Consider the following 14,455-nt stretch of genomic DNA (forward strand, 5'->3'; position numbering starts at 1 on the left):
GCCTGGCACCGCAACACGTGGCGGCGGGTCGACCGGATCGACGACCGCGTCCGGAACTACCTGTTCATCCCGGCCTGAGGTGGCGGAAGCGGGAGTGAGGCGGCGGAAGAGGCAGCGGCGGAAGAGGCAGTGAGGCGGCGGAAGAAGAGCGGCGGGAGAAGAACCGAGGGGGACTCGCAAGAGGACTCGTGAAAAGCGGAAGACCCCGGTCCCTGGGGGTGGACCGGGGTCTTCCTGTGGGCCGGTCTACGTGACGTAGACCTCAAGTTCGTAAACCGAGTATCCGTACCCCGTGGCCCGTTGGATACCCGTCATTCGTACGAATCGTGCCGCATCAGGTGGGAAGGACGCAAGGTCTCGGCCACCATCTCCTGCGGACGTCGTGTAGACCGTCCGCCAGGTGGTGCCGTCCGTGGACAGCTCTATGCGATATGCCTTGGCATAAGCCGCTTCCCACGAGACGACGACCCGGCCCACGGTGCGCGGCGCACCCAGGTCCACCTGCACCCACTGCGCGTCGGACCAGTCGCTGGCCCACCGGGTGTCCGCCTTGCCGTCCACGGCGTTGGACGGCGGCGACTGGTACCAGCCGCGCTCGTAGCTGCTGGCGGTGGCCGTGGCGCCCGCGGCGAGGTTGGCCAGGCTCGTCCCGCGCCGGGACGGGAACTGGACGACCTGCTGGTAGGTGGGCCGGTTCTGCCAGCTCACCTTGTCCTGCGTGATGCCGCCCATGGCGCGGTGGATGATGGTGTCCGCGCACCACTGGTCGCCCGCGGCGCACGAGTCGTCGCCCGGGTACACCTGCGCGGCCGGGACGGCGGCCGCGGCGCGCAGGCTGTCCAGGAGCACCTGGCGGCACGCCGTGACGTCGCCGTTGCCGCAGTAGCGGGCACCGAGAGCGCCGTCGACGCGGTCCCCGAGCACGGCCCGCAGGTCCTTGTCGACGTAGCTCCACCAGCCGTTCTGGAACGACGAGCCCTTGTGCGGCGCCGCGCCGTGCACGTCCGACGGCGGTTCGTCGACCTGGAGCGCGTTGGTGAGCTGCCCGTACAGCGCGTCGCCGAGACCGGGCTTGAACTGGGCCTCGACCAGGCGCGGCCACCACGCGTCCAGCACCCGGATCGCGTCGGCGTGCGCGTAGGTCCGGCTGCCGCGCGCGGTCTCCTTGCGCAGCGAGCCGGACCGCTGCCAGTCGCGCAGCCCGGTGACGACGGACGCCAGCGCCGGGTCGGTCACCGCCGCGGTGTCGATCACCCGCAGCAGGTCCGGCAGCACCTGCTCGGCACGCAGGTCCGCGACGGCGGCCTCGGCCATCGCCCGCGTCAACGAGGCCCGGGTGACCGGACCGCGCGCGATCAGCGCCCGCACCCGGTCGTCGAGCAGGTCGCCGCGGTGCACCGAGCCCATGCCGTAGCCGGACGCGGAGTAGTCCACGGCCTGCTTGTTGTTCCAGCTGACGTAGTAGTCCTGGTTGATCGAGTTCGGGTGCTGCGCGAACGGCGTGTAGGTCGCGGTGTTGTGGTCGGGGTTCCAGCCGTCCCACTCGTACGCGGCCTCGGCCTTCACCGGCAGGTGCGGGTCCACGGTGGCCTTGCGCACGGGGTTCGCGCCGGAGTTGAAGTACGCGGTGTCGCGGGAGTCGGCGTAGAACCAGTTGAACGCGTAGCCGACGTGCTCGGCGGCGCGCTGGAAGTCCGCGGCCGACTTGACCGCGTCGGGGTCGTTGAACTCCTGGAACCCGATGATCGAGTCCACTTCGTGCAGGTAGGTCGAGCGGAGGGACGCGTAGGCGACGAACTTGCCGTCCACCTTGGCGCGACTCTGCACGAGGCCGTACTTCGTGCGGTACATGACCAGCGTGTACGAGCCGGCGGGGGTCGGGTCCGCGACGCTGGGCTTCCAGGAGTTCTTGCGCTCCAGGCGTTCCATCGGCAGGCACTGGCCGTGGTAGCGGTAGTGCGCGGAGGTGGCGGTGGCCGGTGCGCCGGACGGCTCGCAGAGCTCGACGGCGTAGGTGTCGGTGATGTCCTGCCCGGCGGACGTCGCGCTCCACGAGTAGTCCACGCCGCGACCGAGCTGCACGTACATCGACACGCCGGCGAACGACACGCCGCGCGACCGCAGGCCCGGACCGTTCAGCTCCTGGAGCATGAGCAGCTGCGGGGCGAAGTAGCCGGTCTGCGGACCCCAGACGGCGACCGGGTTGCCGGTGTCGGTGTGCGCGCCGGACACGACCAGCGCGTTGGACATGCCGTGCTTCTTGGTCAGCAGGTCGCGCGGCAGCACGCCGTCGGCGAAGATGCCCGCCACGGCTTCGAGGCCGGCGGGGGTGCCCGGACTGGCCGCGTCCACTGTGGAGGTGGCGGCCGAGGTCTGGTCGAACACCATCGGCTCGGGGGTCACGACGCCGCCGTCGGGCAGCGCCACGCCCTGGGGTGAGGCCGGCGTCGTCCCGTACGGGAAGCGCTGGCCGTTGTGCAGGGTGAGCACCGCTTCGGGGTCGTTCTGCTCGCGGAACGAGCGCCACACCTGCTCCCCGACCGCGGCGCCGTACCGGTTCTGCGCGGCCAGCTTCACCAGCGCGTTCTGCACCTCGCCGCCACCGCCGGCGCCGAAGAGGCCGCCGACCACGGCGGCGATCGCGACCAGGTCGGTCGGCTGGAACGGCGTGATGTCGTTCCAGTTGGTGATCGCGTCGGCGTGCCCGGTCAGCACGTACTCGCCCGGGAACGTCCGGCTGTTCACGGAGGCGGTGATGTAGGCGTTGATGCCCGCGATGTAGTCCTTGACGTCCTGGAACGCCTGCGCGCCGCGCGGCCCCTGCGCCGCGACCTGGTCGATCTGCGCCTGGAGGTCGGCCTCGGTGTAGGGGATCTGGTTGTAGAAGCTCTGCTCCAGCGCGCGGTTGCCCTCCGCGCCGCCCGCGAACCCGGACAGCTGGCCGCGACCGAGGTGGCGGAACAGGTCCATCAGCCACAGCCGGTCCTGCGCGGCGGCGTAGCCCGCGCCGAACTCGGTGCCGGAGCGGGTGGTGCCGTAGATGTGCGGCATCCCGATGGCCTTGTCGCGGACGATGGTGACGTCCGCGCGCGGCTTGACCGTGCTCTCGACCTGGGCGGCGGGGACGCCGAAGGAGGCGTCGTTGAAGAACGCGCCGAGCTGGTCGTTGGTCAGGCCGCCGTAGCCGGAGGCCAGGGAGTCGTAGCGGCCGAGCTGGTCGGCCGAGTGCGCCGGGCGGGTGCCGAGCACCTGGTGGGCGAGGATGTCGGTGAGGGTCGCGTTGCCGTTCTGGCCGGGCGGCAGGATGTCGTTGCACTGGCCCAGGCAGTGGTCGTCCGGGGTGAACGCGCTGGTGGCGCTGCTGCTGGTGGTGCCGGTGGTGCCGGTGGTCGTGCCCGTCGGGTCGGCGGTGGCGGTGGGGGCGCTGATGGCTGGAACGGTGATGGCCGCCGCGGCGAGGAGGGCGACCACGGCTGGCGATCGGGTGGCTCTCCGCATGTCGCGAAGCTCCTTCCAAGCAGGGATCGTGTGACGCACGTTACTGGCCGTGCCGTTATTCGCGAAAGAGCTTCGCGTTTGAATTCGGGGAGGGGTGCGGGGGTGGAGGGGGTTCGGCCGTCCGGGTGTGAAGTCTTGACCTGTCGGTTGAGGATTGGGAAAACAGTTCACATGATGCGACGTCGATCGCTGCTGACCGGTCTGGCCGGTGCCGGGGTGCTGGTCGGCCTCGGCGCGTCCCCCGCCTCGGCCCTGAGCCCCGTGCTGCCCATCCGCAGTTGCGCCGACTGGGGCGCGCGACCGCCGTCGCAGCCGACGAGCGTGGTGTACGAGCGGCCGGTGCGGATCCTGATCCACCACACCGCCTCGCCGAACGTCACGGACTACTCGCAGGCGGCCGCGTACGCCAACGCGCGGTGGATCCAGGACCTGCACATGGACACCAACGGCTGGATCGACTCCGGCCAGCACTTCACCAACAGCCGCGGCGGGTTCCTCATGGAGGGCAGGCACGGCAGCCTGGCCGCCCTGCGCGCCGGCGACCGGGTGGTGGTGGGCGCGCACTGCCCCGGCCAGAACACCGCCGCCATCGGGATCGAGAACGAAGGCCTCTACATGGACGTGGAGCCGCCGAAGTTGCAGTGGGACTCGCTCGTCTCGTTCTGCGTCTACACGTGCGAGCAGTACGGCATCCCGCCCACTGGGATCTACGGCCACCGCGACTACCGCGACACCCTCTGCCCCGGCGACAAGCTCTACGCCCTGCTGCCGCGTCTGCGCCAGGAAGTCGCGCAGGTCCTGGGCTGACCCCGGGTATTTCCTGGCAACTGTGAACAGGGTGTTCCCGCCTCCTTCCGTGGTGAGATAACGGGGAATTAACGTCAGCTTGCGTGTTCGTGCACGAGGCTGGACGGGTACGAACACGAAACGCCAACGCGGGGAGGCGTCGTGATCAAGGTGATGCTGGCCGATGACGAAGACCTCGTCCGGTCCGGCCTTCGCATGATCCTCAGCAGCGCCGGCGACATGGAGGTCGTGGCCGAATGCGATGACGGGCACCTGGTGGCCGACCTGGCCCGCCGGCACCGCCCGCACGTCGTGCTGCTGGACATCCGGATGCGGTCGTCCGACGGGTTGATGGCGCTGCGCAGGCTGCGCGCCATTCCCGACCCGCCCAAGATCGCCATGCTGACCACGTTCGACGTGGACGAGTACGTGTCGGAAGCGCTGCGGCTGGGTGCGTCCGGGTTCCTGTTGAAGGACACCGAGCCCGAGCAGCTGGTGCGCGCGGTGCGCGACCTCGCGATGGGCGGTGCGGTGCTCGACCCCGGTGTGGCGGCCCGGGTGCTGGCCGCGGTGGCCGACGGTGAGCGCGCGGCCGAGCCGGCGCGGCGGTTGCTGGCGTCGCTGTCGGAGCGCGAGCGCGAGGTGCTGGTCCTGATCGGACAGGGGATGTCCAACGCCGAGATCGGTGGGACGTTGCACCTGTCGGAGGCGACCGTGAAGGGGTACGTGTCGTCGGTGCTGGGCAAGATCGGGGCGGTGAACCGGGTGCAGGCGGCGTTGGTGGCGTTCCGCGGCGGCCTGATCGCGTAGGCAAGGCCTTGTACCTGGGGTGAGATGGCCGGAACGCGGCGAGGTGCCCGGTAGCTGCTGAGCGACCAAGCGAAACCGCAGCACCGGAGAGCTCTCGGCGGGCGTGTTGACGGCGGGGCGGTTCGACTCGGTCGCTGCGGTGGGTTGTATTGCGGCCGCTATCGCCTGTAGGTCGCGAGCTGGGGCACCGCCCGCCGATGTGATGCCGGTAGTAGTCGATCGACGGCATCCGGTGGCGGATTCAGGCCGGCGCCGGCCGCATCGCTGGGCGGTCGAACGTGCACCCACCAGTCTTCGAGCTGAGAATTCCTCGCATCGTCACTTCAGGGTGGGCTTGACCACTGAGCAAGGCGTCTGGTGGCCCAGACGGGTATGCGCCTTCACACGTGCCTATGTGTTCTAGTACACTCATCTGCATGGGATCCGACGCAGACATCACGAAGATGCCTCTCCTTGAGGAGGACGACAAGCTCGCCCTCAAGGGCCTCGTGATCAACCGGCCTGCCGGGTTCCTGCTGTTCCGCGAGAACGAGCGGACCACCGAGACGTACCTGATCATCAAGGGGCACGTGAAGGTGACGTCGGGCGGTCCGGACCGCGTGATGGCCATCCGGGGCCCCGGCGAGGTCGTCGGTGAGATGTCCGCGCTCGATGGCCAGCCGCGTTCGACCGACGTGTGGGCGATGGAGGACATCCAGGTCAAGGTGATTCTGCAACGCGAGTGGATCGACTTCCTGTACAGCCGCCCCCGCGTCTTCCACGCCCTGGTGCAGATGTTGAGCGCTCGCTTGCGCGAAGCCACCACCAAGCAGTCCCAGGCGAGCTGGTTTGGCACCGAGCAGCGACTTGCGAAGGGGCTCGTCGAGCTGAGCATGAAACTGGGCATCGCCAGTGCGGACGGCATCGTCATCCGGGGTGTCTCCCAGCACGAACTCGCCGGTCTTATCGGGGCGAAGAAACGCGACTCCGTCTCACCGGTCATCCGCGTCTTTCGCGATCAAGGGTTGCTGAGCACAGGCCGCCAGTTGTTCGTCGTCCACGACCTGAACCGCATCAAAGAGATCGCCGAGGGCGGCGCGACGGCGCTCGAAGGCGCGAAGTGAGGGACCTGACATGCGATTGGCCGGAACGCTCATCGTCCTGGGGCTCGCGCTCCACGCGACTCCGGGGGTGCTCGGTATCCCCAGGTCGAAGGCTTTGCTGTGCGCCAGCACCGCCATCACGCTGGGCGGGATCGCCGGGTTGCTCGAGGCTTTACGGGCTCGGCGGCAGAGTGTCCGCAAGTCTGAAGGCTCTCGGTCGGCATGACCATCGACGAGACCACCGTGAGCGCACACGGAATGCCGGGCGGACTGGCGAACTACTCCATCGGTCAGACCGTTCACGGTGCCGCGCTGTTCATCGACGTCCGCAAGTCCTCGCAGATCGTCGACTTCGTGGAGCGCCACCACGGTCCTGGTGCGGCCACCTCGTTGTTCATGAACTTCATCGTGGGCGTGATGTCGACGATCGACGGCCCGGCGGTGTACGAGAGCGGTCCCAGCGGCGACGCCGTGCTCGCGCTGTTCGTCGGCGAAACTTGCGCTTCCGACGCCATCGATGCTGCCCTCCGAGCCATAGAGTTCCTGCGCACGGATTTCCTGAAGGCCAACCGGCACCACCTGACTTGCTTGGGCAACTGCGGAGTGCGCGAGTGCCCCACCCCGTTCGCGTTCCGGGTCGGGGCCGGGGTGGACAACGGGGCGGTGACGTCGGCTCGTGTCCACGTCGGCAAGCACGCCAGCGTGCAACTGGTCGGTGCGTGCATCAGCTTCGCGTCGAAGCTGAGCGGCGCGGCGCCACCGAACACCATCGCGGTTAGCACGGGAACGTTCCACCAGTTCCCCGCTTTGGCCAAGGACTACCGATGGGAGTCCCGGGAGATGGTGGTCGGGAACAACGAGCGGATGGTCATGCTCGTGGACCCGTCCGGGTAGGGGCGGTGACGGACATGTCGCTGGTGTTCATCAACTACCGCGGTTCCGACGAGCCGTGGGTTGCCAACTGGTTGTGCAGTGAGTTGGCTGAGCGGCTCGGATCGGATCAGGTCTTCCTGGACAACAGGTCGATCCCGTCCGGTGAGGACTACACGCGGGTGCTGCTGGACAGGGTGCGATCCAGTGTGGTCCTCGTGGCCGTCATCGGGTCGGACTGGCACTCGCCCGGACCCGGCGGCCGGCTGATCGACGACGACCGCGACTGGGTGCGCCGGGAGATCGCTACCGCGCTCGCCGCCGGCGTGCGCATACTACCCGTCCTGGTCGGCGATGTACCGGACCTCGTGTACGACGACCTGCCACCGGACATCCGCCAGTTGGCCAGGGTCCAGAGGCAGAGGATACGTCCTGGTGAAGCGCAGAGGGACCTCTCGCGCATCATGGCGGAGATCACCAGTATGGACGCCAGGTTGTCGGGGCGCGTGATGCGCACGAGCCGGGCCGAGATCGACCGCCTGGCCCGCAGCACCCTTCCTCTGCTGCAACAGCACTTCGGCAATCGCGGTCGCCTTGTCGACATCGCGTGGTCCCTGTTGCGACCCGACGAGGAACTCCGGTTCGTCGCACCGTGCCGGTTCTCCAGGCGAACCTCGGGTTCCGCTGTCGCCTTGGTCACGAATCGTCGGATCTGCATCGCCGACCTGGACGGTGAGCTGAAGATCCAGCAGGTGCTCACGTTCAGCGTCGGAGAGGTTGTGAACACCGAGGTCCGCCGACGTCGGCGCGGCGGCATCATCCCGACTGCCGACCTCCGCCTGTGCACGGAAACGGGTGATCGCGTCCTCATCAAGGATCTGCTGCGACCACAGGCGGAGGCACTCGTCGACGTAGTGAACAACCGCGACCAGGCTTAGTTGCCGGAGACGGCTTCGGGGACGACTAGTTGTGGTTCGACTTCGACGCGGTTGCGGCCGTGGCGCTTGGCTCGGTAGAGGGCCATGTCGGCGGCGGCGAAGAGTTGGTCCAGTTTGGCCGGTCCGGCGGCGACGCCGATGCTCACCGTCGGACGTCGGGCGGTGCCCAGGACGACGGTCCAGTCGTGGCCGTCCACGGCTGCACGGATGCGTTCCGCGACTGTCGGGCCGACCTCCATCGTGGTGCCGGCCGTGTCACCCAGCAGCACGACGAACTCGTCGCCGGCCCAGCGGGCGACGAGGTCGGCGGCACGGCACTCGCGGCGCAGGAGTTGGGCTATCTCGCGCAGGGTGGCGTCGCCCGCGGCGTGGCCCGCGTCGTCGTTCACGCCCTTGAAGCGGTCTACGTCGACCAGGACCAGCCAGGGGACGCGGCCGCGGGCGGCGGTGGTTTCCAGCAGGCCGGCGGCGGCGCGTTCCAGGCCCAGGCGGTTGGCCAGGCCGGTCAACGGGTCGCGCGCGGCGGCCTCCTGGGCGGCAACGGCGAGGCGTTGCGCTTGGACGGCGACGCGGCGTTGTTCGAGCGCTTGGCCGAGTCCTTCCTGGAGGGTCTCGGTGGCCGTGCGGCCGGCGGCGACCGAGCAGCGCAACGCCGTCGCCTCACCGACGTGGTCGCCCATCTCGGCGCAGATGTCGGCCAGGTCCAGGGAGAACCGGAGCAGCAGCGACGGGTCGTTGATGGACTCCGAGGCGGCGACGGCGCGGCTGGCCAGCGTGCGGGCGGGCACCAGGTCCCCCTGCTCGCGCCGGACCACCGCCAGCACCCAGTTCGACACGGCCATCGCCCACTTGTCGTTGGCCTCCAGTGCCTGCCGCAACGTCTCCCGCGCGTGCTCCTCGGCCTGCTCCAACTCCCCGACGCCGGCCAGCGAACGGCTGTACGCGGCGAGCAGGGCGCGCTTCATCTGGTCCTCCTCGGTCAGCTCCAGGCCTTCCTTGAGGTAGCCGCGGGCCTCTTCGAAGATCGCCGGCGCGTGCTCGGGGTCCGACGAGATGGCGCGGAAGTTCAGCGTGCCGCCGAGGCCCTGGAGGCAGTGGCCGAGGATCTCGGTGGCGGCGGGTGAGCGTTCGGCCGCCCGTCGCGCCACCTGGACGGAGAGGCGGAGCATGTCCACGGCCGCACGGCGGTTGCCGATGCCTTCCAGGAGGTAGGCGAGGGCGTGCATGGCCTGCGCGGCGGCCGGGTTGTCGCTGTGCTCGCCGTCGAGGTCGGTCCAGCCCTCGGCGGCCAGTTCGAGCGCGAGCGGGATGCGGCCGAGCCGCCAGGCCAGCTTCGCCCGGTTGACCAGGACGGCGGAGCGCTGCCAGCGGTCGATACCCGGGGGCACGCGGCTCAGCACCTGGTCGAACAGGGTGTTGGCCTCCGGCAGGCGGCCAGCGTTCAGCAACGCCTTGACCTCGAGGTCGAGTTGTGGGACCTGTCCGGCTACCAGCCGATCGCGCTGCTCCACTCGTGCTGACACTCCATTCCGACTCGGCGAGGCGGTACGGGGGTCCGCTCGCCGCCGGCACGGCTACCACAGGCTACCGGCCGGAACGCCGGGTGTACCGCTCCTCGTGCAGGACTTCATCAAGGGGCAACCGGTTGCGCCAGCCGTGCCGCTCCAGGTCGGGGGTGTCCGGCAGGCAGGCGACGGGTCCGACGCACAGCCAGGCCACCGGCCGCAGCGGCTGGGGGATGTCCAGCATCCGGCGCAGCACGTCCTCGCGGTAGAAGCTGACCCAGCCCACTCCCAGGCCCTCGGCGGTCGCGGCCAGCCACAGGTTCTGGATCGCCAGGCACACCGAGTACAGGCCGGCGTCCGCGATGGCGTGCCTGCCCAGGACGGCGGGCGAGCCGCGGTCGGGGTCGTAGGTGACGACCACGCCCAGCGTCGACTCCAGGATGCCCTCGACCTTGATCCGCGAGAACAGCTCGGACTGCCGGGCGTCCAGCTCGGAGGCGAAGACGCTGCGCTCGGCGTGGACGTGGTCGCGGAACGCGCGGCGGGTGTGCTCGTCGCGCACGACGATGAAGTCCCACGGCTGGGACAGGCCGACGCTGGGCGCGGCGTGCGCGGCGGTGAGCACCCGGCGCAGCACGTCGGGCGGGATCGGGGCGCCGGTGAACTCGCCCCTGGTGTCCCTCCGGCGGTGCAGGACGTCGTAGAAGCTCATCCGAGGATGGTGCCTCACGCGATCCGGTGAACCTGCCCCGCGAGGGGTGGTGTGCGTCTCAACCGGCCGTTGGAATGCCCGGTCATGGTCGGAACGGTGCACGGGTCCGCGCTCGGCTTCGCGGGCGGCGTGGTGGTGACGGTGGTGACGGCGAGCTGGCCGGTGTTCGCCCTGGTCCTGCTGGTGGTGGTCGTGGTCGTCGTCTCCTCGTGGACGACGGTGCTCGGCGCGGCGTTGACGGTGGTGCAGTGCTGGGGCCTGTACGGGAGCTTCGTCGTGGGTCACGGGGGTCACCTGGTGGCGGACTGGCCCGCGCTGGCGGTGCTGGCGGTGGCCGGGACGGCGTCGTTGAGCGGGGTGGTGCGGGCCGGCGTTTGACCTTCACCCTGGGGCAAGCCGCACGGTGGTGCAGGCCGGGCAGGAGGCCCGGCCGGGGGGAAGGGGCGGGACGTGGAGCTGTTGACCATCGGGGCGTTCGCGAGGGCATCGCGCCTGTCACCGAAGGCGCTGCGGCTCTACGACGAGCTGGGCCTGCTGACGCCGGCCCGGGTCGACCCGCTGTCGGGCTACCGGCTCTACGCGCCGGACCAGCTCGACCGGGCCCGCCTGGTGGCGTGGCTGCGCCGGCTGGGGATGCCGTTGGCGCGGATCCGCGTGGTGTGCGCGCTCGACCCGGGGGCCGCGGCCGCCGAGGTGCGCGCCTACTGGGCGCGGGTCGAGGCCGACACGGCGACCCGGCGCGGCCTCGCCTCCCTCCTGGTAGAGGAACTGGCTCGGGGACAGCTCCCCGGGAAGGACACCACTGTGGACCTCACCCTCAGGTACGCCGTCCGCTCCGACCGCGGCCTGGTCCGCGACTCGAACCAGGACGTGGGCTACGCGGGCGGGCGGTTGCTCGCGGTGGCCGACGGGTTCGGCGCCCGCGGCGAGCCGCTGAGCGCGATGGCGATCGACGCGCTCGCCCCGCTGGACACCGCCATCCCGGCGGGGGAGCTGCTCAACACGTTGGCGGACGCCGTGCACCGGGCCGGCGCGGCGGTGGGCGACTACCTGTCCGCCGTCCCCGGTGGCGGGTGCAGCGGCACGACGTTGACCGCGCTGGTGCTGTCCGGGTCGCGGCTGGGCCTGGTGCACGTCGGTGACGCGCGGGTGTACCTGCTGCGCGGCGGCCGGCTGTTCCGCATCACGCACGACCACACGGCGGTGCAGTCGCTGATCGCCGAGGGCAGGCTCACCGAGGAGGAGGCGCTGAGCCACCCGCAGCGCTCGCTGCTGGTGCGGGCGCTGCACGGCAGGGCGGTCGAGCCGGACCTGGCCCTGCACGACGCCCTGGCCGGCGACCGGTACCTGCTGTGCACGGACGGCCTGCACACCGTGGTGCCCGAGGCCGACGTGCTGGAGATGCTCAAGGCCGAGGCCGACCCGGAGGAGGCGACGACCAGGCTGGTCGGGCTGGCCAACGAGCGCGGCGGTCCGGACAACGTGGTGTGCGTGGTCGCGGACGTGGTCCCGGCCTAGGTCGCGGTGGCGAGCGGTCCCTGGGCCTCGCCGTCCGGGGACGCCCGCCACTGGTCGAACGGCCGGTCCAGCGACCAGTTCCGGCCGTCGTGGGTGAGGACCCGGTCCTCGCACGTCTCCAGGTTCGACAGCGACTCGAACAGCTCGATGCTCCACCCGAACAGGCGACGGCACAGCAGGCGGATCGTGAGGCCGTGCGACACGACCAGCGCGGTCGCCGGGTGGGCGGGCTCGCGCATCCGGGTCTCCAGGTCGGTCAGGAACGCGGCCAGCCGGTCGTCCACGTCCGCGCCGGACTCGCCGTTGGGCAGCCGGAAGAAGAAGTGCCCGAACGCGTGCCGCTGGTGCTTGAGCACCTCCTGCTGCACGGGGTCCTGGAGGTTGCCCCAGTCCTGCTCCCGCAACCGCGGCTCGGCCACCGTCCGCTCCACCTGGGCCCCGAGGTCGAGGTTGCGCAGGGTGGCCCTGGTCCGCACGTAGGGGCTGACGTACACGGCCACCGGGTCGCCACCGAGCAGCCGCTTGACCCGCGGTCCGGCGTCGCGGGCCTGCTGCTCGCCCAACGGGGTCAGCGGCAGGGCGTGGTCGGGCACGCGGCAGTAGGCCAGCTCGTCGACGTTGCCCAGGCTCTGCCCGTGGCGCAGCAGGATGATCCGCACCCCTCCATCGTGCCGGTGTTACATTCGCAGGCGAAACCGGACGGAAGGTGTCACATGCTCAAGTACGTCGCCCTGTACCGGAAACCGGCCGACGTCGAGGCGTTCGACGAGGCCTACTTCGCCTCCCACCTGCCCCTGGTCGAGCGGACGCCGGGCCTGCTGCGCGCCGAGGTCGCGAAGGTCTCGCGGGTCTTCGTCCCCGGTTTCCTCGGTGAGCATGAGCTGCACATCGTGGCCGAGATGTACTTCGAGTCCGCCGACGCCATGAAGGAGGCCTTTCAGTCGCCCGAGTGGCAGGCCGCGGGCGCGAACCTCATCGAGATCGGCGGCGTCGAGCTGGTGGCCATGTTCGCCGCGGAGGTCGTCACCCGATGATCTCCGTGGTGATCGGCGGCGGCACGATGGGCGCCGGTGTCGCCCACCTGTTCCTCGCCGGCGGGCACGAGGTGGTGCTGGTGGAGGCGGGCGCGGACCGGGCGTCGGCCGCGCGGCGGGCCGTGGAGGCGTCGCTGGCCAAGGCCGCGGACCGGGGCAGGCTGGACGGGGAGCCGGCCGGGCTGCTCGCCCGCCTGACGGTGGTGGAGCGGCTCGACGCGGGGGTCGGGCGGGACGCGGAGCTGGTGGTCGAGGCCGTGCCGGAGGACCTGGGGCTCAAGCGCCGGGTGCTGGGCGACGCGGCGGTGGCCTGCCCGGACGCGGTGCTGGCCTCGAACACGTCCTCGTTGTCGATCTCCGCGCTGGCCGAGGGGCTGCCCGGCGAGCGGGTGCTGGGCATGCACTTCTTCAACCCCGTGCCCGTGCAGCAGCTCGTCGAGCTGGTGCACCACGACGGGGTGGCCGCCGACGTGGTGGCCCGGGTCCGGGGGTGGGCCGAGGAGCTGGGCAAGACCGTGATCGAGGTGCGGGACGCGCCCGGGTTCGCCACGTCGCGGCTCGGTGTCGCGGTCGGCATGGAGGCGATCCGGATGCTGGAGGAGGGCGTCGCGAGCGCCGAGGACATCGACACCGGCATGAGGCTCGGCTACGGGTGGCCGATGGGTCCGCTGCGGCTGACCGACCTGGTCGGGCTGGACGTCCGGCTGGCCATCTCCGAGCACTTGGCGGCCGAGCTGGGACCGCGCTTCGCGCCGCCCGCCCTGCTGCGGGAGAAGGTCGCGGCGGGACACCTCGGTCGCAAGACCGGCCGGGGGTTCTTCACCTGGTAGGCAGGGTCCCGTGCGAATCCGCGAGTTGACCGGCGACGACGTCGGGCAGGCCGACCGGCTGCGCCGGGTGGCGTTCGGGAGCATCGAGGAGCCGTCGTTGCGGCCGGGGCGACGCGGGTTGGCCGCCGAGCTGGACGGCCGGGTCGCGGGCCTCCTCACGATCAGGGACTTCCACCAGTTCTACGGCGGTGCCACGGTGCCGTCGGGCGGCGTCGGCGGCGTGGCCGTCGAGCCCTCCGCGCGTGGTCGCGGGGTGGCCGGGGCGCTGCTGGACGCGGCGTTGCGGGACATGCGGGAGCGCGGCCAGCCGTTGTCCGTGCTCTACGCCACCACCCCCGCGGTGTACCGGTCGCGGGGGTGGGAGCGGGCCGGGGTGCTGGAGTGGCTGGACCTGCCCCTGGACCGGGTGCCGACCGGGGCGCGGATCGACGCCCGGCCGGCGGTCGAGGGCGACGTCCGGGCGCTGCACGCCTGCTACTGCGACGTCGCCTCCACGGTGGACGGGATGCTCGACCGGAGCCCGCCGGCCTTCGACCTGGCCGAGGTGCTGGAGCTCGACGTGGTGTCGGTGGTGCCCGGCCACGACGGCGAGGTGCGCGGGTACCTCGCGGCCGAACGCGGACCGCGCGGCCTCCGGGTGTACGACCTGGTCGGGCGGGACGCGGCGACGCAGCGCGCGCTGCTGGCGGAGCTGGGCAGCTGGGCGGCTGTGCTGGACCGGGCTTCGGTGCTGGTCACCGACCCGGCCATCACGGGACTGCTGACCGACCAGGCGATCGAGCACACCGTCACCACGTCCGCGTGGCTGCTGCGCGTGGTGGACCTGCCGGCGGCGGTCGCGGCCCGGGGCTGGCCGGCGGCGAAGTGGCTCA

The 14,455-nt window shown here is 70.9% G+C and carries 14 protein-coding genes; 10 read left to right on the plus strand and 4 right to left on the minus strand.

What is annotated here, in order from left to right:
- Window positions 1-246: 246 nt before the first annotated feature.
- Window positions 247-3,498 carry a penicillin acylase family protein gene (locus tag AB0G02_RS16335; protein WP_360794468.1) on the minus strand — a complete coding sequence of 1,084 codons (3,252 nt, stop codon included), beginning with the start codon at window positions 3,496-3,498 and terminating at the stop codon, window positions 247-249.
- 171 nt (window positions 3,499-3,669) lie between these two features.
- Between AB0G02_RS16335 and AB0G02_RS16340 the strand changes: the two genes are divergently transcribed.
- The 5 genes from AB0G02_RS16340 (at window position 3,670) to AB0G02_RS16360 (ending at window position 7,984) form a co-directional block, all read left to right on the plus strand.
- Complete coding sequence (locus AB0G02_RS16340) at window positions 3,670-4,305, plus strand: peptidoglycan recognition family protein (protein WP_360794470.1); 636 nt, start codon at window positions 3,670-3,672, stop codon at window positions 4,303-4,305.
- Between the two features lie 141 nt (window positions 4,306-4,446).
- Window positions 4,447-5,094 carry a response regulator transcription factor gene (locus AB0G02_RS16345; protein ID WP_360794472.1) on the plus strand — a complete coding sequence of 216 codons (648 nt, stop codon included), beginning with the start codon at window positions 4,447-4,449 and terminating at the stop codon, window positions 5,092-5,094.
- 416 nt (window positions 5,095-5,510) lie between these two features.
- Complete coding sequence (locus AB0G02_RS16350) at window positions 5,511-6,197, plus strand: Crp/Fnr family transcriptional regulator (protein ID WP_360794474.1); 687 nt, start codon at window positions 5,511-5,513, stop codon at window positions 6,195-6,197.
- Between the two features lie 222 nt (window positions 6,198-6,419).
- On the plus strand, window positions 6,420-7,070 hold the full coding sequence (locus tag AB0G02_RS16355; protein ID WP_360794476.1) for a hypothetical protein: 651 nt from the start codon (window positions 6,420-6,422) through the stop codon (window positions 7,068-7,070).
- A gap of 14 nt (window positions 7,071-7,084) precedes the next feature.
- On the plus strand, window positions 7,085-7,984 hold the full coding sequence (locus tag AB0G02_RS16360; protein ID WP_360794478.1) for a toll/interleukin-1 receptor domain-containing protein: 900 nt from the start codon (window positions 7,085-7,087) through the stop codon (window positions 7,982-7,984).
- Here the strand turns inward: AB0G02_RS16360 and AB0G02_RS16365 are convergent.
- A complete protein-coding gene (locus AB0G02_RS16365) occupies window positions 7,981-9,495 on the minus strand; it encodes a GGDEF domain-containing protein (RefSeq protein WP_360794480.1) in 1,515 nt (504 codons plus the stop codon). The two genes, AB0G02_RS16360 and AB0G02_RS16365, sit on opposite strands and share 4 nt — an antisense overlap.
- Window positions 9,496-9,568: 73 nt before the next feature.
- Complete coding sequence (bluB, locus tag AB0G02_RS16370) at window positions 9,569-10,201, minus strand: 5,6-dimethylbenzimidazole synthase (protein WP_360794482.1); 633 nt, start codon at window positions 10,199-10,201, stop codon at window positions 9,569-9,571.
- An 84-nt stretch (window positions 10,202-10,285) separates the two neighbouring features.
- Here bluB and AB0G02_RS16375 point away from each other — a divergent pair, with 84 nt between their 5' ends.
- Window positions 10,286-10,579, plus strand: a complete 294-nt coding sequence (locus AB0G02_RS16375) for a hypothetical protein (protein WP_360794484.1) — start codon at window positions 10,286-10,288, stop codon at window positions 10,577-10,579.
- A 72-nt stretch (window positions 10,580-10,651) separates the two neighbouring features.
- A complete protein-coding gene (locus tag AB0G02_RS16380; RefSeq protein WP_360794486.1) occupies window positions 10,652-11,719 on the plus strand; it encodes a MerR family transcriptional regulator in 1,068 nt (355 codons plus the stop codon).
- On the opposite strand, the gene AB0G02_RS16385 is transcribed toward AB0G02_RS16380, so the two are convergent.
- Window positions 11,716-12,378, minus strand: coding sequence for a histidine phosphatase family protein (locus AB0G02_RS16385; protein WP_360794488.1), 663 nt, complete (start codon window positions 12,376-12,378; stop codon window positions 11,716-11,718). The two genes, AB0G02_RS16380 and AB0G02_RS16385, sit on opposite strands and share 4 nt — an antisense overlap.
- Window positions 12,379-12,432: 54 nt before the next feature.
- Here AB0G02_RS16385 and AB0G02_RS16390 point away from each other — a divergent pair, with 54 nt between their 5' ends.
- The 3 genes from AB0G02_RS16390 to AB0G02_RS16400 all read left to right on the plus strand — a co-directional run.
- Window positions 12,433-12,753 carry an EthD family reductase gene (locus AB0G02_RS16390; RefSeq protein WP_360794490.1) on the plus strand — a complete coding sequence of 107 codons (321 nt, stop codon included), beginning with the start codon at window positions 12,433-12,435 and terminating at the stop codon, window positions 12,751-12,753.
- Window positions 12,750-13,583 carry a 3-hydroxyacyl-CoA dehydrogenase family protein gene (locus AB0G02_RS16395; RefSeq protein ID WP_360794492.1) on the plus strand — a complete coding sequence of 278 codons (834 nt, stop codon included), beginning with the start codon at window positions 12,750-12,752 and terminating at the stop codon, window positions 13,581-13,583. The genes AB0G02_RS16390 and AB0G02_RS16395 overlap by 4 nt, the downstream gene beginning before the upstream one ends.
- A 10-nt stretch (window positions 13,584-13,593) precedes the next feature.
- A partial coding sequence (locus AB0G02_RS16400) for a GNAT family N-acetyltransferase (protein ID WP_360794494.1) occupies window positions 13,594-14,455 on the plus strand: 862 nt, incomplete at its 3' end.

The organism is Actinosynnema sp. NPDC023658 (assembly GCF_040639995.1).
Lineage (GTDB): Bacteria > Actinomycetota > Actinomycetes > Mycobacteriales > Pseudonocardiaceae > Actinosynnema.

Excerpts from the sequence above, each read along its gene's own strand:
- AB0G02_RS16340 (WP_360794470.1), top strand. The coding sequence starts at position 3,670 with ATGATGCGACGTCGATCGCTGCTGACCGGTCTGGCCGGTGCCGGGGTG.
- AB0G02_RS16335 (WP_360794468.1), bottom strand. The coding sequence starts at position 3,498 with ATGCGGAGAGCCACCCGATCGCCAGCCGTGGTCGCCCTCCTCGCCGCG.
- AB0G02_RS16360 (WP_360794478.1), top strand. The coding sequence starts at position 7,085 with ATGTCGCTGGTGTTCATCAACTACCGCGGTTCCGACGAGCCGTGGGTT.
- bluB (WP_360794482.1), bottom strand. The coding sequence starts at position 10,201 with ATGAGCTTCTACGACGTCCTGCACCGCCGGAGGGACACCAGGGGCGAG.
- AB0G02_RS16375 (WP_360794484.1), top strand. The coding sequence starts at position 10,286 with ATGGTCGGAACGGTGCACGGGTCCGCGCTCGGCTTCGCGGGCGGCGTG.
- AB0G02_RS16390 (WP_360794490.1), top strand. The coding sequence starts at position 12,433 with ATGCTCAAGTACGTCGCCCTGTACCGGAAACCGGCCGACGTCGAGGCG.
- AB0G02_RS16350 (WP_360794474.1), top strand. The coding sequence starts at position 5,511 with ATGGGATCCGACGCAGACATCACGAAGATGCCTCTCCTTGAGGAGGAC.
- AB0G02_RS16395 (WP_360794492.1), top strand. The coding sequence starts at position 12,750 with ATGATCTCCGTGGTGATCGGCGGCGGCACGATGGGCGCCGGTGTCGCC.